This window comes from Streptomyces sp. NPDC041108, from assembly GCF_055592645.1.
In genome coordinates this window covers 180,201-197,954 of sequence record NZ_JBVIYK010000002.1, presented here as the reverse complement: position 1 = coordinate 197,954, position 17,754 = coordinate 180,201, and the positions used below count along the sequence as shown (strand labels likewise).

16 protein-coding genes are annotated in these 17,754 nt (G+C 67.3%); 9 read left to right on the top strand and 7 right to left on the bottom strand.

The annotated features are described in order from the left end of the window. Nucleotides 1–119 precede the first annotated feature (119 nt). The 3 genes from ACZ6BB_RS06830 to ACZ6BB_RS06820 all read left to right on the top strand — a co-directional run bounded on the left by ACZ6BB_RS06830 (nucleotide 120) and on the right by ACZ6BB_RS06820 (nucleotide 4,310). Entirely contained in the window at nucleotides 120–1,673 is a 1,554-nt protein-coding gene (locus ACZ6BB_RS06830) for a glycoside hydrolase (RefSeq protein ID WP_471614254.1), read from the top strand. Between the two features lie 117 nt (nucleotides 1,674–1,790). Continuing rightward, nucleotides 1,791–2,807, top strand: a complete 1,017-nt coding sequence (locus ACZ6BB_RS06825; RefSeq protein WP_471614253.1) for an SEC-C metal-binding domain-containing protein — start codon at nucleotides 1,791–1,793, stop codon at nucleotides 2,805–2,807. Nucleotides 2,808–3,194: 387 nt separating this feature from the next. Beyond that, entirely contained in the window at nucleotides 3,195–4,310 is a 1,116-nt protein-coding gene (locus tag ACZ6BB_RS06820) for an SRA domain-containing endonuclease (protein ID WP_471614252.1), read from the top strand. A gap of 17 nt (nucleotides 4,311–4,327) precedes the next feature. Here the strand turns inward: ACZ6BB_RS06820 and ACZ6BB_RS06815 are convergent, their stop codons facing one another. Continuing rightward, on the bottom strand, nucleotides 4,328–5,125 hold the full coding sequence (locus tag ACZ6BB_RS06815; RefSeq protein WP_471614711.1) for a DUF6602 domain-containing protein: 798 nt from the start codon (nucleotides 5,123–5,125) through the stop codon (nucleotides 4,328–4,330). A gap of 197 nt (nucleotides 5,126–5,322) precedes the next feature. Between ACZ6BB_RS06815 and ACZ6BB_RS06810 the strand changes: the two genes are divergently transcribed. After that, entirely contained in the window at nucleotides 5,323–8,484 is a 3,162-nt protein-coding gene (locus ACZ6BB_RS06810) for a DEAD/DEAH box helicase (protein ID WP_471614251.1), read from the top strand. A gap of 4 nt (nucleotides 8,485–8,488) precedes the next feature. On the opposite strand, the gene ACZ6BB_RS06805 is transcribed toward ACZ6BB_RS06810, so the two are convergent. Continuing rightward, the gene (locus tag ACZ6BB_RS06805) at nucleotides 8,489–9,133 is read right to left on the bottom strand and encodes an ATP-binding protein (RefSeq protein ID WP_471614710.1); all 645 of its coding nucleotides are present in this window, start codon (nucleotides 9,131–9,133) and stop codon (nucleotides 8,489–8,491) included. Between the two features lie 239 nt (nucleotides 9,134–9,372). Between ACZ6BB_RS06805 and ACZ6BB_RS06800 the strand changes: the two genes are divergently transcribed. Beyond that, nucleotides 9,373–10,221 carry a helix-turn-helix domain-containing protein gene (locus tag ACZ6BB_RS06800; protein ID WP_471614709.1) on the top strand — a complete coding sequence of 283 codons (849 nt, stop codon included), beginning with the start codon at nucleotides 9,373–9,375 and terminating at the stop codon, nucleotides 10,219–10,221. Continuing rightward, entirely contained in the window at nucleotides 10,218–10,436 is a 219-nt protein-coding gene (locus tag ACZ6BB_RS06795) for a DUF397 domain-containing protein (protein ID WP_471614250.1), read from the top strand. The genes ACZ6BB_RS06800 and ACZ6BB_RS06795 overlap by 4 nt, the downstream gene beginning before the upstream one ends. A 37-nt stretch (nucleotides 10,437–10,473) precedes the next feature. Here the strand turns inward: ACZ6BB_RS06795 and ACZ6BB_RS06790 are convergent, their stop codons facing one another. The 3 genes from ACZ6BB_RS06790 to ACZ6BB_RS06780 all read right to left on the bottom strand — a co-directional run bounded on the left by ACZ6BB_RS06790 (nucleotide 10,474) and on the right by ACZ6BB_RS06780 (nucleotide 14,129). Continuing rightward, nucleotides 10,474–11,649, bottom strand: a complete 1,176-nt coding sequence (locus tag ACZ6BB_RS06790; protein ID WP_471614249.1) for a winged helix DNA-binding domain-containing protein — start codon at nucleotides 11,647–11,649, stop codon at nucleotides 10,474–10,476. Between the two features lie 102 nt (nucleotides 11,650–11,751). Further along, nucleotides 11,752–13,260: a hypothetical protein gene (locus ACZ6BB_RS06785; RefSeq protein ID WP_471614248.1), complete on the bottom strand. Its 1,509-nt coding sequence runs from the start codon at nucleotides 13,258–13,260 to the stop codon at nucleotides 11,752–11,754. 446 nt (nucleotides 13,261–13,706) lie between these two features. Continuing rightward, entirely contained in the window at nucleotides 13,707–14,129 is a 423-nt protein-coding gene (locus tag ACZ6BB_RS06780) for an Hsp20/alpha crystallin family protein (RefSeq protein ID WP_471614247.1), read from the bottom strand. Between the two features lie 192 nt (nucleotides 14,130–14,321). Here ACZ6BB_RS06780 and ACZ6BB_RS06775 point away from each other — a divergent pair, with 192 nt between their 5' ends. Further along, nucleotides 14,322–14,624, top strand: coding sequence for a hypothetical protein (locus ACZ6BB_RS06775; protein ID WP_471614246.1), 303 nt, complete (start codon nucleotides 14,322–14,324; stop codon nucleotides 14,622–14,624). A 289-nt stretch (nucleotides 14,625–14,913) separates the two neighbouring features. On the opposite strand, the gene ACZ6BB_RS06770 is transcribed toward ACZ6BB_RS06775, so the two are convergent. After that, on the bottom strand, nucleotides 14,914–15,864 hold the full coding sequence (locus tag ACZ6BB_RS06770; protein WP_471614245.1) for a GlxA family transcriptional regulator: 951 nt from the start codon (nucleotides 15,862–15,864) through the stop codon (nucleotides 14,914–14,916). A gap of 163 nt (nucleotides 15,865–16,027) precedes the next feature. On the opposite strand from ACZ6BB_RS06770, the gene ACZ6BB_RS06765 reads away from it, so the two are divergent. Both ACZ6BB_RS06765 and ACZ6BB_RS06760 read left to right on the top strand, forming a co-directional pair. Further along, nucleotides 16,028–16,573: a protease gene (locus ACZ6BB_RS06765; RefSeq protein ID WP_471614244.1), complete on the top strand. Its 546-nt coding sequence runs from the start codon at nucleotides 16,028–16,030 to the stop codon at nucleotides 16,571–16,573. 48 nt (nucleotides 16,574–16,621) lie between these two features. Beyond that, nucleotides 16,622–17,122, top strand: a complete 501-nt coding sequence (locus ACZ6BB_RS06760) for a levansucrase (RefSeq protein WP_471614243.1) — start codon at nucleotides 16,622–16,624, stop codon at nucleotides 17,120–17,122. On the opposite strand, the gene ACZ6BB_RS06755 is transcribed toward ACZ6BB_RS06760, so the two are convergent. Beyond that, nucleotides 17,113–17,598 carry a hypothetical protein gene (locus ACZ6BB_RS06755; protein ID WP_471614242.1) on the bottom strand — a complete coding sequence of 162 codons (486 nt, stop codon included), beginning with the start codon at nucleotides 17,596–17,598 and terminating at the stop codon, nucleotides 17,113–17,115. The genes ACZ6BB_RS06760 and ACZ6BB_RS06755 overlap by 10 nt on opposite strands. Nucleotides 17,599–17,754 lie beyond the last annotated feature (156 nt).

Here is a 17,754-nt window from a genome sequence, read left to right as displayed (position 1 = left end):
TCGACAACCTCACCTTTCACCCCTGACTCTTCCGATGTCCCACTCAGCAGTTCGGAAGGTGGCCGGTCCCCCAACCCCACCTTTCCCTCCCTTCGGCACCCGCATCCCCCGGAGCTGACATGACTGCATCCCCCGACCCCAAGGACATCCAGGCGAGACCTGCCCCGGAACCCTCCGCCACCGACCGGCCCCCGACCGCCTTCGGCCGCCGAGCCCTCCTGGCCGCGGCCGGCGGCGCCGTGGTCGGTACCGCCCTCGGCGCGGGCACGGCGCACGCGGACGCGACCATCACCGTCAACCCGGCTATCAAGTACGGGACCTGGGAGGGCTGGGGCACATCCCTGGCCTGGTGGGCCAACGTCTTCGGCGCCCGGGACGACTTCGCCGACCTGTGGTTCACCACGAAGACGACGACGTACAACGGCACGGCCCTGCCCGGCCTGGGCATGAACATCGCCCGCTACAACCTCGGCGCGTGCAGCTCGAACTCCATCAACGGCGAGTCGATGGTGAAGTCCCCCAACATCCCCGCCTTCAAGCAGATCGAGGGCTTCTGGCAGGACTACACCAACGAGAACCCGGCCTCCTCGGCCTGGAAGTGGACGGCGGACCCGAACCAGCGTGCGGCCCTGACGAAGGCGGTGGCGCGCGGGGCGACGACGGAACTCTTCGCCAACTCCCCCATGTGGTGGATGTGTTCGAACCACAACCCCTCGGGCGCCTCCGGCGGCGGCAACAACCTCCAGACCTGGAACTACCGCCAGCACGCCTCCCACCTGGCGGCGGTGGCCCTCTACGCCAAGAACAACTGGGGCGTGAACTTCGCGACGGTCGACCCCTTCAACGAACCGGCGTCCTCCTGGTGGACGGCGACCGGCACCCAGGAGGGCTGCCACATGGACCCGGCGGTCCAGGCCGCCGTACTGCCGTACATGCGAAGCGAGTTGGACGCGCGCGGCCTGAACTCGGTCCGTATCTCGGCCTCCGACGAGACGAACTACGACACGGCCCGCTCGACGTGGAACTCCTTCAACGCCTCCACCAAGGCCCTGGTCAGCCAGGTGAACGTGCATGGCTACCAGGGCGCGGACGGCCGCCGCGACCTCCTCTACACGGACGTGGTCACCACCGCCGGCAAGAAGCTCTGGAACTCGGAGACGGGCGACAGCGACGGCTCGGGCTGGACCCTGGCGCGGAACCTCTGTTACGACTTCCGCTGGCTGCACCCCACGGCCTGGGTCTACTGGCAGGTGATGGACCCGACGGCGGGCTGGGCGATGATCGCCTACGACGCGAACACCCTCCAGCCGACGACGGTCCAGACCAAGTACTACGTGATGGCGCAGTTCAGCCGCCACATCCGCCCCGGCATGACGATCCTGGACACGGGCTCCGCCTACACGGCGGCGGCGTACGACGCGGCGGCGCGGCGCCTGGTGATCGTGGCGATCAACACCGCCTCCTCCACCCAGACCCTCACGTTCAACCTCGCGAACTTCACGACGGTGACCGGCGGCACGAACGGCCTGGTCCCCCGCTGGAACACCCACACCTCGGGCGGCAGCGACCGCTACCGCGCGTACTCGGACACCCGCCTGAGCGGCAAGACGGTGGCGGTGCCGTTCGCGGCGGGGGCGGTGCAGACGCTGCAGATCGACGGGGTGACGATCTAGAGGAACCGGCGCTGCGGGCCGGTGGGCGCCGGCTCCCGGTCCGCGCGCTCCCTCCCACCTCTGCCCGTACCTCACCACCATCCCCGTACCTCCCCCACGGGCAGTACGGTGTCGTCCATGCGCCCCGACACGCCTGCCGAGAACGTCGACCACAACGCCGAAGCGGCACGCCTGGAGCGGACCGCCGACCTCTACCCCGAGGACGCCGAGCACCTCCTCCTCCAGGCCGCCGCCCACCGCGAACTCTCCGGCGACCGCCCCACGGCGACAGCCCTCTACGACCGCCTCCTGTCCTCCTCCACCCCCCTGGACAACCCCCACCTCGTACGAGCGCTGAAAGCGTCCAACCTCTGGGAGTACGGCCACGAGGCGGAGGCCCGCGCGATCATCGACGGCGTCCGCGCGGCGGCCCCCCGCGACCCGGCCCCCTGGGTGATCGTCGCCGAGGCCCTGGAGGCCCACGACGAGCTGGAGGCGGCCCAGGACACGTTCACCTCAGCCGTGACCCTCCTGCTGACCGACGTCCCGGAGCCCCCGTACGCGACCCGCGCCCTGCTCTTCGGCCGCCACCGGGTGCGCCGCATGCTGGGCTCGGTCCACGACGAGTGGGACGCCTTGGCGGACACGCTCCACTCGTCCTCGGTGTCCCTCGACGAACTCCACGACCCCAAGCGCGTCTGGTCCCTGGGCTCGGACAACCCGGCGGAGCTGCAGGCCGAGATCTCCCGCCTGCGCGCGGAGCTGGGCGCGTACCGCGAGGCCCTGTCCCGCCCGTTCCCGGTGGCGGTCCTGCACTGGCCGGCCGCCGAACTCGCGGAGCTGGTCTCGGCCTACCCGGGCCTGACCGCCGAATACCCGTCCCACGAGGAACACCTCGCGACGATAGAGGCCTCACTGAGGGAACTGTCGGCCTCCGGCACCCCGAACCTGGGCATCGTCACGGGCACGGTCCCGTCCTACGAGGCGTTCGCGGCCTCGGAGGGCTCGTCCCCGGACGACAGCACCCTCCTCCCCCAGTACGCCACCACGCTGGCGGCGCGGGGGCTGGCTGTGGCTTGGCCGCCGCAGCGGGGGGCTGCTTGTTGGTGTGGGTCGGGGCGGGTTTATGGGGAGTGTCACGGTAACGAGGGATGATGACGGCCTGATGCGGAGCGTCTCACCTCAGGTGCCCTCTCAACGATCTGGCTCAGCATCCTCAGGGTGTTGCTGAGAGCAGCATGGACCGACGGCTGGGAGCACTCGCCCCGGTCGTCGGCGTTGGTATCCCTGCACAAGGTGTCCGTGCCTGTTGCCGTCTCTTCCTCTCCGTCCGTCTCGGCCCCTACGAGCCGCCGGGGCTCTCGCGACAAAGCAGCCGAAGGTAAACGGGCAGTAGTGATACCAGAAGCTGGACCGTAACAAGGCAGCATGTAGCGGAGACTGCAGAGGTCCTCAAGGCGGCTGAGTAGGAGCCCCTGAGGTCCTGAGAACTTGTCATCGCTGCCCATCCCGTCACCGAATGGCGCTTGTTAGGGTCATGACATGATGACCAAGACTCACGCGATCGTTCCTGGAGATGTGTGTACGCGGGCACAGATCCGGGAGACGTTCGGAGGAAGCGGACAGGGCGGAATATGCCCCTCCGTCGAAAAAGAAAGCGTCAACCTCTATTCGGACCCAGCCGTTGGAGAGGTGAATGGATACTACGATGGCTGGCTGGCCGAAGAAGACGATTTAGGACCCATCTTCGAGTACACCGGAGCAGGGAAGTCCGGCAACCAGACATTCACTGGAGTTGCAGGCTCAGGAAACCGCGCCATCCTGCGTCACGCCGAGCAGAATCGAACGTTGCGAGTTTACACGCAGGTCGGCTTAGTACCCGGCAGCGGAACTAAGACACATCAGTACGTTGGAGAATTTACCCTGGACACACTGGAGCCCTACGTGTGGCGCAGGGTGCACGGCAAGGATGGCAAGGATCGCGATGTCATCATATTTCGCCTTCGGCCCGACGGCGAATTTCAACGCTTATCCAAGAACCTGATACCAGCCGCAACAGAGACTACCTGGGAACTCGTACCTTTCGAGATAGTCACTGCAGCCACCCTACACCACGCCCCCGCCACCATAGGGGAACTCCCAGCCCCTAAGAGGCCAAAAGGGAAGGCAAGCCCTCCGCGGAAGGCAGTCGAGAATTCCGCCACGAGCGGCACGTTCGTCGTATCAGAGGCATTCAACAAGAGGATGAGTCTTCGCTCGTCGGCCGCGGCACATATCGCCGTTCGCCGTGAGGCTGAGCTGACTCGCACCTACATGGCCTATCTCAAATCTGTCGGACGGAAGACAGGCGCCTTCCAGATAAAAGTTAAGGGCCTCACATCCACCCTAAAGACTGATCTGTACGACGCAACGGAACATGTGCTTTACGAAGCTAAGGGCTCCAGCGCACGCGAGGAGGTAAGAATGGCTCTTGGGCAGATTTTAGACTACAGCCGGTATGTGCGAACTGAAGATCACCCTGAGCCCCCCAAGCGCGTCATCCTTCTCCCCGCCGCGCCCGACCTGGACATGTTCGATCTGTGTAGGTCATACGGAGTGGACATAGTCTACAGATCGGAAAACGGGAGCTTCATAGGGGAGTCAGTGCCAGCAGGATAGCTTCTTCACCACCCCCTTTACGGGCCTTCCAGCATTTTGAGAGGCCGTCCCGCGGGAGTCATCCGCCACCGACGCGATATAACGCCGAGGCGAGTGGCTCCCGCATAAGGAATGAGATCCAGGGAGTTCATCCACGCATCGGAGAAGTGAATATTTAAGTGCAGCGCGAGAGCCAAGAGGATGTCCTGAGATGCATCCGCATCAATTTGGGCAAGCAGAGACCCGGGCTCAGGAGAGCGCTCAAGTAGGTGACTATCAGGATTCTGCCACTGTAGGTGCCCCTTACCTAGCACCCATACACTGTCGGGCCATTCGACCGGCGGCCGAGTCTGACACCATTCCATGAGATGATTACCAATTGTCTCCAACTTGAGACCGTTGAAGGCAACGATGATCCCAGAGGTTGGAAAGTAGTCGTAAGTTCTTCCATAGGCCAACGTTTTTCGCGGTATAAGCCCAGGCGTCGGACGATACGAATCCTTCGACATGCGTCGCAGTTTACTGATCTTGTTACACGCATCCACGAGTTGCTCTCGGTCTAGCTTGGTCTTCACTTCGACAACGCCATACACGCACTCGTTTGGGAGAATTCGATACCCATTCAGGGTAGTAAAGGGTGGAGTGCCTCGGTCCGCGAGGACGATGTCACACTGAGGGGAGGTCTCACCTAAAGCAGTAACGATCTCCGCATTGTGTACCGTTTCTACATGAGACGGTAGATAGCTGGCGAGGAACTCGCGAACAAGGGCTTCTCGGGAAGTTCCCGCTTCCCCGTTATGACTGAAGTTCCTTGACTGCTCGAAGTCTGCGCGCATCCGCATGGCGACTGAGCTGAGGATCTTTCCAAGTTTCTCTTGAGCCATGCAATGATTCTAGGCATGCGCCATGCTGCTTCAGCTGGGGCAGGCAATCCCCCTCTGTCCCCCAGTCCAGCAGTCGAACCAAGCTCTGCGCACTGTCAGCGTCCTCTGTTACACATAGGCACAACTGCTGACCGTTCGAGGGAGCCAGAGTGTCGGAACCGGGGGATCTCGCACAGCCTGCCGTGGGGGCGTACGAGCAGCTGATCACCGTCCGCTTCGAGCAGACGCTGAAGGAGTTCGCAAGCCTCGGCTGGCATCCGGTGAGTGACACAGTAGGAGCCGAATCCGGCCCCCACGTCCTAGCAAGACACATCGCCCAGACAGTACGTCGCGTGCTGCAAGGCTTGCCCGCCGAGGAGCGGGTGTACGCGGTCAACCACATCTTGGAGTCCATCAGCACGCTGAAGGGAGCCCAAGAGTGGGTGGATTTGGTGGCGGAGGGACCTCGTCAACTTCTGGCGCTGACCCGACAGGAGGCCCCCGGGGTCTACGCCGTCCGACCCGGCATCCCACTCTCCGACACTGCACTCCTCACCAACGCCCCAGAAGACCCCAACTTGGGCTTCGAGTTGCGAGCAGAACTCGCGACTGCTGATCACGTCGACCTGCTCTGCGCCTTCGTGAAGTGGCATGGCCTGCGCATCATCGAGCAGTCTCTACAAGCAGCCCGCGAACGGGACGTACCCGTCCGTGTCATCACGACGACATACATCGGCGCCACCGAGCGTCGTGCACTAGATCGGCTAGTGCAGGAATTCAACGCCGACGTCAAAGTCAACTACGAGACCAGGTCGACGCGCCTCCACGCCAAGGCATGGCTGTTCCGCCGGAATAGCGGTTACGACACCGCGTATGTCGGCAGCTCCAACCTCTCCAAAGCAGCACTGCTCGACGGCCTGGAGTGGAACGTCCGGCTGTCCTCTATCGCCACGCCCGACGTACTGCGGAAGTTCGAGGCGACGTTCGAGGCTTACTGGAGCGACCCATCCTTCGAGGTGTACGACCCGGACGTCGATGGAGCTCGGCTCCAGGAAGCGCTGGCGATCGCTGGCGGCACATCGGCTACAGCCGGTGCGGAGCGCAGAATCACCTTGTCTGGCCTCGAAGTACGTCCCTATCCGCACCAGCGCGACATGTTGGAGCGGCTCGAAGTTGAGCGGGAAGTACATGATCGGCACCAGAATCTATTGGTGGCCGCGACCGGGACCGGTAAAACCGTGATGGCGGCTCTGGACTACAAGCAGCTACGCAAGAAGCACGGCCGTGACCTGCGCCTGCTCTTCGTTGCTCATCGCAAGGAGATCCTCCAACAGTCCCTGAGGACTTACCAAGACGTCCTTGTAGATGCGAACTTCGGCGAGTCCTTGCACAGTGGCGAGATCCCGGAACGCTGGACGCATGTCTTCGCCAGCGTGCAGTCACTCAACGCACGGACACTGGATCGGCTCGCTGCTGATCACTTCGATGTCATCGTGATCGACGAGTTCCACCATGGGACCTCACCGACATACCGAAAGATTCTCGATCACTTTGAGCCACTGGAGCTGCTTGGGCTGACGGCGACCCCCGAGCGCATGGATGGCAAGAACATCCAAGACGAGTTCTTCGGTGGGCGTATCGCTGCCGAGATGCGCCTGTGGGAGGCCTTGGAGAATGATCTCCTCAGCCCCTTCCACTACCTCGGCATCAGCGACAGCACCGACCTGAGTGCGGTGAAGTGGCATCGTGGGGCCTACGACGCAAGCGCTCTGAACGAGGTGTTGTCCGCCAACCACGCCCGGGCGCGGCTCGTCGTTAAGGCGGTACAGGAGAAAGTCGCCGACCCCAGTGCCATGCGCGCCTTGGGCTTCTGTGTTTCAGTCGCGCACGCGCACTTCATGGCGGATGCCTTTCGAAGCGTTGGACTCAACGCCGTGGCCTTGTCTGCCGGGACCCCTGCCGATGAGCGGAAGCAAGCGCTGGCTGACCTCGCATCTGGGGCGCTGCAAGTGATCTTCTCGGTCGACCTCTTCAACGAGGGCCTGGACGTCCCCGATGTAGACACGCTGCTCCTGCTACGTCCCACCTCCAGTGCAACGGTGTTCTTGCAACAGCTCGGCCGCGGTCTCCGACGCACCGAGAACAAGGCGGTGCTGACCGTACTGGACTTCATCGGTCAGCACCGCAAGGAGTTCCGCTTCGAGAACCAGTTCCGCGCTCTGACGAACCTGACCCGCAAGCGGCTCTTGGACAACATCGAGCATGACTTCCCACAGCTCCCCTCCGGCTGCCAAATCATCCTTGAGGAGAAGGCGAAGAAGACCATCATCGCCAACATCAAGGACCAAATTGGCGTCAACGTCACGGTCTTGGCACGCGAGGTGGCGGATTACGCCGAGCCGAAGCTCAGCCGCTACCTCGCCGAGAGCGGACGCGAGCTCAAAGAGCTCTACCGAGGCCACGGGAACTCTTGGACGGGTCTACTCCGTCGCTCCGGTCTCCTGAAAGGTGCCGCTCCGGAAGGCGAGGCCGCACTGCTCAAGCGCATCTCAGCGTTCCTCCACGTAGACGACCCCCTCCGGGTCGCTACGTACACGCTGTTGCTGGAGGACGAGGCCCCCGCCTACACCGCCCTTGACGAGCAAGGGCAGGCATACGCTCGTATGCTCTTCTTCCAGTTGTGGCCCCTCGGCGGCGTTGTCCGCAAGGGGTACGCCAGCTATGACGCCGGATTTGCAACCCTGCGCAAACAGCACGCCTTCCGCAGTGAGCTGCGCCAAGTACTGGAGTACAACCTCGCCCACACCGAGCACGTACCCATCCCTCTCCTGGGGGTAGGTGGTCAGAGGGGCGTCCCCCTCACCGTGCACGCTTCCTACAGTCGAGAAGAGATCTTGCCTGCGCTGGGACAGTCACACATCGGCGGTTTCATGCCGGCCGACTTCCGCGAGGGCGTGAAGTGGTGCGACTCGATCAAGACAGACGCACTCCTCATCACGCTGGAGAAGGACGAGAAGGACTTCTCACCGCAGACCCGATACCACGACTACGCACAGAGCGAGACCCTCTTCCACTGGGAGTCCCAGAACCAGACATCTGAGACCTCCCCAACTGGTCTGCGCTATCGGCATCATGTTGCTGAGGGCAGCCACGTGCTGCTGTTCGTACGCCGTTACAAGAGCACCGATATCGGCGGCGCCCAGCCATGGATACTGCTCGGCCCGGCCGAGTATCAGAAGCACACCGGAAGCAAGCCGATGGCGATCACGTGGAAGCTACAGCACGAGATCCCTGCGGACGTGTGGACCTACTCCACGATCAAAGCTGGGTGACGTCTCACGTCGCGTTGCCCGCCACTCCCACTTCTGCTTCGAAGTGCCTCTGGGCTCGGTCCAAGGCATCCTCCGCATCGAGGCCGTGCGCCTGGAGCCAATGGAGAAGGTCGGCAATAACACCGATCGCTGCCTCCTCAGCCGTGGCTGCGCTCAGCCGACTTGGCTCGCCCCCGATCCACGGCTGCGCGCCACCGTAGAGGCCGAGCACCTCCTCCGCTCTCGTGAGGTGAGGTCCTCCGCTGTGACCGTTGGGCGAGGTCAGGGTGGTGGGAAGCTCGCACCACGTCATCTTGCGGTCCGCGAGGAGTTGTACGCCCCAGCGGTCGGCGATGGCATCGACGAGTGCCATGCCACGCCCGCTCTCCGAGTCGGACGTCGCATCCAGGAGTGCAGGGAGGGCCCGTGTGTCGGGATCGTGGACCTCGATGCGCAGGTGTGTGCCGCTCATCGAGACGGCGAGTGTGGCCGGAGTCCCATGACCGACGTGCGTAATGACGTTCGACACGAGTTCGCTGACGCATAGTTGAGCCTCGTCGACGACGTCATGCAACCCCCAGAGCCCGAGGTGGATCCGCATGATGCGCCGCAGAGCCGCTACTTCCTCAGGATCGGCGGTGAAGGCCAAGTCCCACGGTTTCCGAGACATACACGGTTGCCTGATCACGGAGACCTCTCTCGTCGCAGGTCGACTCGGCACCGACCTCATCGCACGATTAGCAGAGTGTTACCTCTGCTCACGGTGAGTGGCGTTGAAGCAAGAATGGTGGCGGAGCATCCCGTCGTGCAATGTGCACGGCGGGATTCCCACTTCTGAGTGATTGGCAGGCACACCCCTTGGCGCAAGACTGAACGCCCGCTATTCGGCAGATGGTTGAAGAGGTTGAGATGGCCGGTTCACCGACGGCGCGTCGGCGTCGTCTCTCGATCGAGCTCAAGAAGCTTCGCGAGAAGAGCGGGCTGACGTGTGCCCAGGTCGGCGCCGCGCTGGACTGGAGCGGGTCCAAGGTCAACCGGATGGAGACGGGTAGTGGTCGAGTCCAACCGTCCGACATCGACGCCCTGTGTCGGTTCCACGGTACGAGCGATGAGCTGCGTGAGTTCCTGAAGTCCCTAGCTCGGCAGGCCAAGACACGCGGTTGGTGGCAGGTGCATGGTGCGGGCGTTCCCGAGTGGTTCAACATCTACATCGGGTTGGAGCAGGATGCCTCTGCGGTCCGCCAGTACCAGTGCGAATTGGTGCCTGGCCTCATGCAGACGGAGTCCTATGCCCGCGAACTGCACACGACGGGCGCGCACATGTCTGCCCAGGACATCGACAAAGCCGTACGGGTCCGCATGGAGCGCCAGTCCATGCTCACGCGACCTGACGCACCCGACGCCTGGTTCATCGTGAATGAAGGGGCCATTCGCCACGTCATCGGGGATCGGGCGCTGATGCGAGAGCAGCTTGAACACGTCCTGGATGCAACCGCCCTACCGCCCGTGACCTTGCAGGTACTCCCCTTCGACTCGGGCACCTGCCCGGCGACCGGCTCCTTCACAATGCTCGGCTTCCCCGCCCCCGAAGACCCGGATCTTGTGTACCGAGACGGCATCACCGATGCCGTCTACCTGGAAGGCGAGCATCATGTCCGGGAGTACACCAGGGCGTTCGACGGGCTGCGAGCCGCAGCGCTGAGCCCTCAGCGGTCCACCCGGTTGATCGAGTCCATCCTGAAGGAATTCGCCAGATGAGCATCGCAGAGCCCAGCGACGACGACCGTCTGACGTGGTTCACGTCTTCGTACAGCAACGGCGCGGGGGGCGAGTGCGTGGAGTGTGCGATATCCGACGACCACGCACGCGTACGTGACTCCAAGAGCTCGCACAGCCCTGTCCTCGCGGTCGGGATCACTGCTTGGTGTTCCTTCGTCCGTGCTCTGAAGCGCAGGGAGCTGCCACTGCTGTAGAGGTCACGCCACTCGAAGTGTCTTCGGCGTTGCCCGGTCAACCGACGGACAGCAAGCGCGTCTCTGCGGCGTCCGGGAACGGCTTGGCCCACCAGTGGTCGTAGCGCCCGTACGGGGCGAGGTCGCCCCGGTCGGCGAGGAACGTTCGTAGGGCGGTGGCCTCCGTCGTCAGGGACTCCCAGACCTCGTCCGGGAGCGGGTGGAAGGCCGTGGCCTCGATCGCTTCGCCGGCCGGGCGCCATACCCCCGCCACATAGCCGTCCACCAGCAGCGTCGGCAGGACGTCGCCGTTCACGCGGGTCACGTGTCTGCGGTACTCGGTGGGGAGCAGGCGGCCCCGGTCCGCGTAGGCCAGGAGCGTGCTGTCCCACATGGCCATCAGGCGGGGTGGGGCGGGGGTGTCCTCCGGGGGCCGTGGGGCGTCCGGGATGTCGTACAGGGTGTGCCCGGTGTCCGTGGCCCGCAGGGTTTCGAGTTCCTCCGTCATGGAGGCCAGCGCCGTCTTGATGCGTGACTGCTGGACCAGGGCGAACTGGGCCATGTCCGCCACCGATGCCGGGCCGAAGCCCCGGAGGTACCGGCGGATCAGGGTGCGTAGGCCGTCCTCCGCCGCGCCGGGGTCGGTGAGTGCGGGGCGGGGGGAGGCCGCCACGTACGACTGGCGGGTGTCGAAGGACCAGGGGCCGCCCGTGGGGGCGTGCCACAGGGGCGCGTAGTGGCGGAGCATGCGGTGGCCGCCGGTGTCCAGGGCGGTGGTGGTGCCGAGGTGTTCTTCCAGCCAGGTCCTGAGTTCGGCGGCGGTGCGCGAGGAGCCGTCGGCGTAGGTCAGGAGGGGTGGGAGGAAGGTGTCGGCGTCGGCGGCTGTCAGGCCGGAGGCGCGGTAGCGGGGGTCGCCCAGGCGGGAGCCTCGGAGGGTGGGTTCCATCGCCTCACGGAAGGGGGTGTAGTCGTCCGCGTGGACGGTGTGGACCGTGATCCGCATCAGGGTCGCCCTGACCAGGCTGTGGTCGGTGAGCGCCGCGTCCAGGGCCGCCGGGTCGAAGGGGGACAGGCGGTTCCACAGGGCGATGTACGGGGAGGCCGGCTGCTGGGCCTGCACGGCCACGATGCGCCGGACCGCCTCCGTCACCGCCAACGGTTCGCGGGCGAGGAGGAGTTGGCGGGCGAGAGTGGCACGGTTGAGTGCGCGGGCGGTGAGTTTCGGGGTCCCCATGGCGTGATTCTCTCTTCCCCGCTTCGGTGGAGGGCCCCCGTACTGCGGGCCCTGCCCCCCCAGAGGGGACAGGGCCCGCGTCGCGTGGGTCAGCGCGGCCGGTTACGTCCTCGCCTCGCCCTTCGTCAGCAGCCACTCCTCGTGCAGCGCGCCGAGCGGGATCTTCGTCTGGAAGATCGGGGTGCCGAAGATGGAGAGCTGGATGTTGAGCGTGCCGGTGAGGTCGATGCCGCCGTACAGGGCCCAGGAGCCGGAGGCGGAGCCCGTGCCGTCGGCCGAGCCCTCGGCGGTCGCGTCGGCCTCGGCGCGGAGGTAGGGGGCCACGTCGGCGGTGACGCCGACCGTGCCGTAGAGGCCGACCGTCGCCTCGGCGCCCATGGCCGCCTTCACCTTGCCCGCCGCGGTGACGGTCGTCTTCAGCGGCTCACCCGTCATGTGGGACTCGCTGACACCCTTCCAGCCCTTGGACCAGGTGAAGTTGCCGCCGACCTTGAAGTCGCCCTTGAGGTCCTGTTCGACGTCGACCGTGACGCGGCCGTCGGCGGTCACCTCGAAGTAGCAGACGAGGTCGAGGTTGACGACGATCGGGACCGGGCCGGCCTGGATCACGGGGTCGGCGTGCAGTTCGGCGAAGGGGATACGGATCGGCTTGCCGTCGGTCGAGCCCGCCGCGCGGCCCTTCAGCGACCACTGGGAGGCCCAGTCGCCGGTCAGGCCCAGGAACGCGCCGCCGGGCGAGGAGCCCGTGCCGGAGCCGGAGCCGTCGTAGGAGAAGGCGACCTCGGGGGCGAGCTGGACGAAGCCCTCGACCGACGCGGCGGCCGAGGCGGGGGCGCCGGGAGCGGTCTCCACGGCGGCGCCCACGTCGATCCGCAGACTGCCGAGCGGGAGTTTCGCGCCCTCGGGGCCGAAGCTCAGGTCGCCGGTCTTCGCCCAGGAGACCTTCACGCCCTGGACGAGCGGGTCGACCTCCAGGGTGGACGGGTCGACGGGGACCGTGCCCTTCGCCTCGCGCTCGCCGAGGACCGCGTCGAGCGTGGCCGGCTCGGTCTCGACCGTCGTACCGCCGTCCTTCGCGGTGTCGACGACCTCCGTCACCTCGGCCAGTACGCCGTCGGGGGCGCCGGGGGCGGGAGCGCTGGCTATGACGTCGCCGACGGCCACGGCGGCCTTGGGTTTCGCGGCGCCGGAGCCGGAGTCGGCTCCGGTGTCCGAGGGCGTGTCGGGGTCGTCCGGAGCGGGGGTGGCGGGGGTGTCCGTCCGCGAGGGGGGCGCCGACGGCTCGGTGTCCGAGTCCGACGGCGGTGCCGCGATGACGGCCCGGCCGCTCTTCCTGTCGTACGAGGCGACCTTGAGCGCGGACTTCTCGGCCTTGCCCCGGTCGTCCGCGCGCGCGTCGGCCACGGCGGTGGGGGTGGCGCCGCCGGTCGGGGCGGAGACGACGGCGAGCTGTTCCCCGGCGGCGTCGGGCTCGGGGGCCTCGGCCGTGGTGGCGGCCGCCTTGCCGCTGGTCGTGGTGGGGGATCCGGTGGAGCAGCCGGTGGCCAGGAGGGTCGCGACGGTGATCGCCGACAGTGCCGTGACCAGGGCATGTCTTCTGAGCTTGTGCACGCGTGAGTCCTCGGGAGCGGTGACAGGGGGGTGCGCTTCAGGAGGGACGGCTGAGCAGCATGGCGACGACGCCATGCCGGCAGGCCGGAGAGCAGGCGCGCGTGGTGAGGTGGCGCCTGGCGGTGGGGGGTGGGCCGGGCGGCACAGCTGTCCTCATGACAGTGCGCACGCGGTGGTTACCTCCCAGTAGCCATGCATGAGCATGCCAGGCCGCCGGAGCGCCGCCCACCACTTCCCCCGCACCTTCGCTATGGCGTGGATCACATTTCGACGGGACTCAACTGCCGCGCCCGAGAGGGGAGTTGCGGAAGCCGGCAGGCCGGGGGCCGGCCTCCGGGAGCGGGCAGCCGGTGACGGACGCACAGGAGGGGCGGGAGGAGTGAGTGGCACAGGCGATTGCCGTGCGTCTCACCCTCCCGCCCCTCCGGTGCGGGCGCGGGGCCGGCTCAGCGGTCGAGCTGACGGCGGTCGGCGCCGCCGCTGACCTGGATCTTGCGCGGCTTGGCCTTCTCGGCGACCGGGATGCGCAGCGTCAGGACGCCGGCGTCGTACGAGGCGTCGACGCGGTCGGCGTCGAGGGTGTCGCCGAGGAACAGCTGGCGGCTGAAGACACCCGTCGGGCGCTCGGCGGCGATCATCTCGGCGCTCTCGGGGGCCGGGGAGCGGCGCTCGGCGTGCACGTTCAGGACGTTGCGCTCGACGTCCAGGTCGATGGTCTCCGGGTCGACGCCCGGGAGGTCGAAGTGGACGACGAAGTCGTCGCCGGACCGGTAGGCGTCCATCGGCATGACGGCGGGCCGGTTGTCGGAACCGAACACCTGCTGCGCGAGTCGGTCGAATTCGCGGAAGGGGTCGGTGCGCATGAGCATCACGGGCACTCCTCTCTTCTGACGTTGGGTGCGACGCCCTCTGAATTCCTACGACTTCTTATATAGCCCGAAGGAGGAAAGTTGACAACCCTCGACTCAGGTTCTCATACCGGGGGCGCCTCGGAGCTAGCCTCGCGTCGGATGCCGGGCCAGGTACCGAGGACGGCGTCAGGAACGGCACAGGAGGCAGGGATGGCGAAGATTCCTACGGCGGCGGTGGCCGCGAGCGGGCTCATCGGCGGGTACGGGGTGGCTCGCTGGACCAAGAGGCGGCCGCTCGGCGGGGCGGTGCTGGCCGTCGCCGGGGCCGCGGCCGCCCGGCAGTGGCAGCGGGCGGCCGGAGCCAGGGCGGCGGGGGCGCTGACCGCGGGGTACGTGGCCGCGTTCGCCGGGTCCCACCCGCTGGCGAAGAAGGTGGGCGCCTGGCCGGCGGTGTTCGGGGTGGCCGGGGTGGTCGCGGCGGCTTCCTGGGTGGTGGCCGACCGGAAGGCGTAGGGGCGGCGCGGACCCATCGGACGGCGTACGAGCCCGGGCCCACCGGACGGCGTACGAGCCCGGGCCGCCGGAAGACGTACGGGTACGGCCCGCCGGAAGACGTACGGGCACGGAGTGTGCAGGGCGTACGGGGCTGTGCAGGCCGTACATGGGTGCAGGGCGTACAGGGCGCACCGGGGCCGTACGGGGCGCACCGGCCGTACAGGGCGCACACCCGTACGGGGCGACGGGTCGCCCACAACCCATCGCGCACCCCGCCGCCCCCCTTCCTTCCTGAACCCCGCCGCGCTCACTCCCCCCGGAACGCCCGCCGGTACGCGTACGGGCTCGTCCCCACGACCCTCTTGAAGCGGTCCCGGAACGCCGTCGGGGAGCCGAAGCCCGCCTGGGCCGCGACGCGTTCGACCGTGTGGTCGGTGGACTCCAGGAGGTACTGGGCGCGGCGGACCCGTGCCCGGTGCAGCCACTGCAGGGGCGTCGTACCGGTCTGTTCGCGGAAGCGGCGGTTCAGGGTGCGGGCGCTGGTGCCGGCGTGCAGAGCGATGTCGTCCAGGGTCAGATCCCGCTCCACGTTCTCCTCCAGCCAGCGCAGCAGGGGCTCCATCGTCGCGCCGGCGGGGGCCGCGGGCTGGTCCTGGACGATGAACTGGGCCTGGCCGCCCTCCCGTTCGAGAGGCATGACGCACATCCGGGCGGTGAACGCGGCGACCGCCGAGCCGTGGTCCCGGCGGATCATGTGCAGGCACATGTCCATGGCCGCGGCGGCGCCCGCCGAGGTGAGGAACTGGCCGTTGTCGACGTAGAGGACGTTCGGGTCGACGGTGATCTCCGGGTGGCGGGCCGCCAGGTCGGGGGCCGCGATCCAGTGGGTCGTGGCGCGCAGCCCGTCGAGCAGGCCCGTCGCCGCGAAGAGGAACGCGCCGACGCAGATCGAGGCGATCCTCGTGCCGATCGCCGCCGCCGCGTGCAGCGCCTCCGCCACACCCGGCGGCAGCGGCGCGGTCGGATCGGCCGTCCCCGGCAGGATGATCGTGTCGGCCTCGGCCAGCGCCTCCAGCCCGTAGGGCGCCCGCACGCTGAACGGCCCCGCCTTCACCTCCCCGCCCCCTTCCACCGAGCAGACCCGCACGCGGTACGCCTCCCGGCCGTCCGGCAGCCGGGCCCAGCCGAAGGTGTCGATGGGGGCCGACATGTCGAAGGGGATCACGTCGTCGAGCGCCAGTACGGCCACGGTGTGCATGGCGGGATCGTAGGTTCGCACCGGGTTTCCGCCAAGCCTGCTCTGCCTGTTCCCTCGCGGCCCAGTCCCCTCACCGACCAGGCCGGGCCTCTGGCGAGAATCCGTTGCCCTCTGGCAATCCCGCCACTTCCACGGGATTCCGGGTGCGCCCTAGCGTCCCCTCGTGACCAAGTTGCTGCTCTCCCTCCACGTCCTCGCCGCGATCATCGCCGTCGGGCCCGTCACCGTCGCTGCCAGCATGTTCCCGCCGAGCGCGCGCAAGGCGCTGGCCGAACCCGGTAGCGAGCGGGCGGTGGCGGCCGTACGGCTGCTGCACCGGATCTGCCGGGTGTACGGCGGTGTGGGCATCGCCGTACCCGTGCTCGGGTTCGCCACGGCGATGAGCATGGGGGTGCTGAACGACGCCTGGCTGATCGTGTCGATGCTGCTGACCGCCCTCGCGGCGATGGTCCTGCTGGCGCTGGTGCTGCCCCGGCAGGAGGAGATCCTGGCGGGGATCGGAGGCACCGCCGCCGACACCGCAGGCACCGCCGCCGACACCGGGAGCACCACCATCGGCATCCGAAGCACCACCGCCGGCACCGCGGGCACGACCGTCGACGCCCGCGCCACCGCCCGACTCGCCATGTTCACCGGAGTGTTCAACCTGCTGTGGGCGACGGTCACGGTCCTGATGATCGTGCGGCCCGGTTCGACCACGGGAGCGTGACGCAACCCCGCCTTCCCAGCGGTGCCGGGGTGGGTGCATGATCCGGCCATGCATCCACAGCAGTCGCCCTCCCAGACCTATCTCGCCTCCGTGGCCGCCCGTCTCGCCGCCGACGAATGCCGCACGTGGTGGGAGGAGTGGGCCGGGGTGCCCGTGCTCGTCGGGCGCCGGGCCGACTTCAAGTGGAGCTGGATGGGGACCAAGCTGCATCTGTTCACGGTCGCGGCGGCGGTCCAGGAGATAACCATCCCCACCATCGAGACCTTCACCGACCAGGTGCTGACGTACGCGAAGAAGACCAAGGGCGGTATGCCGGTCGGCATCCAGAACGGGGTCGCGGCGTTCCCCGTCTTGGTCAGCGACCGGGTGGACCCGGCTGCCGTCCGCTGGGCGGAGGCCCAGCAGCGCAACAAGTGGGCGTGCATGGCCCGGCCCGTGGTGGTCGACAGCGCCCAGCAGTACGTGGGCTCGTACCGGGGCACCCCGGCCATCGGCCTCGTCTACTCCTCGTACTTCGAGGACAAGGCCCGGCGGTACTTCTACGGCTGACCGGCGGCCGAACGGTCCTGGGACCGGCCGCGGATCAGCCACCCCTCGTCCACCGGCTCCGCCCGGAACCGCCGCGCCACCGATGACGCCACCAGTACCCACGCGGCCAGCACCAGGGTGAAGAAGGCCCAGGACAGGGGCCATACGGCCGCGTCCGGGGGCTCGGTGGGGGCGTGGAAGGACACGTACATCAGGGCGGACGGCGGGACGGCGACCAGGAGCAGCGGCCAGGCCAGGGCGTCCCGGTGGCCGAAGTAGGCCGCGAGGAGCAGGAGGACGACGGCGAGGGCGATCACGCCCGTGACGGTCACGGGGTTCGTCTCCGTCAGGGAGCCCTCCAGCTCGGGCCGGTCGCGCAGGTCCCACGGAAGGCAGAGGCGGTACGCGGCCGCGGCGAGGGCGGCGCCGAGCAGGCGGGTCAGCCAGCGTTCCGGCCAGGGGCGCGTGCGCAGGGGGCGGAGCAGCTTCTCGGTCATGCGTACGAGGGTTCCGGGGCGGGCGGCGGGCCGACAGAGTACGCGTACTCAGACCGGCCTGCTCACCCATACCCAGAAGTCGCCCGGCCGGGCCGCGCGCCCCGGAGGGGGCGGGGGGGGGAACCGTGCGCCCGGCCACGACGGCGCGCCGGTCGG

Coding starts and splice junctions, on each gene's coding strand:
- ACZ6BB_RS06830 (WP_471614254.1), top strand. CDS start 120: ATGACTGCATCCCCCGACCCCAAGGACATCCAGGCGAGACCTGCCCCG.
- ACZ6BB_RS06825 (WP_471614253.1), top strand. CDS start 1,791: ATGCGCCCCGACACGCCTGCCGAGAACGTCGACCACAACGCCGAAGCG.
- ACZ6BB_RS06820 (WP_471614252.1), top strand. CDS start 3,195: ATGATGACCAAGACTCACGCGATCGTTCCTGGAGATGTGTGTACGCGG.
- ACZ6BB_RS06815 (WP_471614711.1), bottom strand. CDS start 5,125: ATGCGCGCAGACTTCGAGCAGTCAAGGAACTTCAGTCATAACGGGGAA.
- ACZ6BB_RS06805 (WP_471614710.1), bottom strand. CDS start 9,133: ATGTCTCGGAAACCGTGGGACTTGGCCTTCACCGCCGATCCTGAGGAA.
- ACZ6BB_RS06800 (WP_471614709.1), top strand. CDS start 9,373: ATGGCCGGTTCACCGACGGCGCGTCGGCGTCGTCTCTCGATCGAGCTC.
- ACZ6BB_RS06795 (WP_471614250.1), top strand. CDS start 10,218: ATGAGCATCGCAGAGCCCAGCGACGACGACCGTCTGACGTGGTTCACG.
- ACZ6BB_RS06790 (WP_471614249.1), bottom strand. CDS start 11,649: ATGGGGACCCCGAAACTCACCGCCCGCGCACTCAACCGTGCCACTCTC.
- ACZ6BB_RS06780 (WP_471614247.1), bottom strand. CDS start 14,129: ATGCTCATGCGCACCGACCCCTTCCGCGAATTCGACCGACTCGCGCAG.
- ACZ6BB_RS06775 (WP_471614246.1), top strand. CDS start 14,322: ATGGCGAAGATTCCTACGGCGGCGGTGGCCGCGAGCGGGCTCATCGGC.
- ACZ6BB_RS06770 (WP_471614245.1), bottom strand. CDS start 15,864: ATGCACACCGTGGCCGTACTGGCGCTCGACGACGTGATCCCCTTCGAC.
- ACZ6BB_RS06760 (WP_471614243.1), top strand. CDS start 16,622: ATGCATCCACAGCAGTCGCCCTCCCAGACCTATCTCGCCTCCGTGGCC.
- ACZ6BB_RS06755 (WP_471614242.1), bottom strand. CDS start 17,598: ATGACCGAGAAGCTGCTCCGCCCCCTGCGCACGCGCCCCTGGCCGGAA.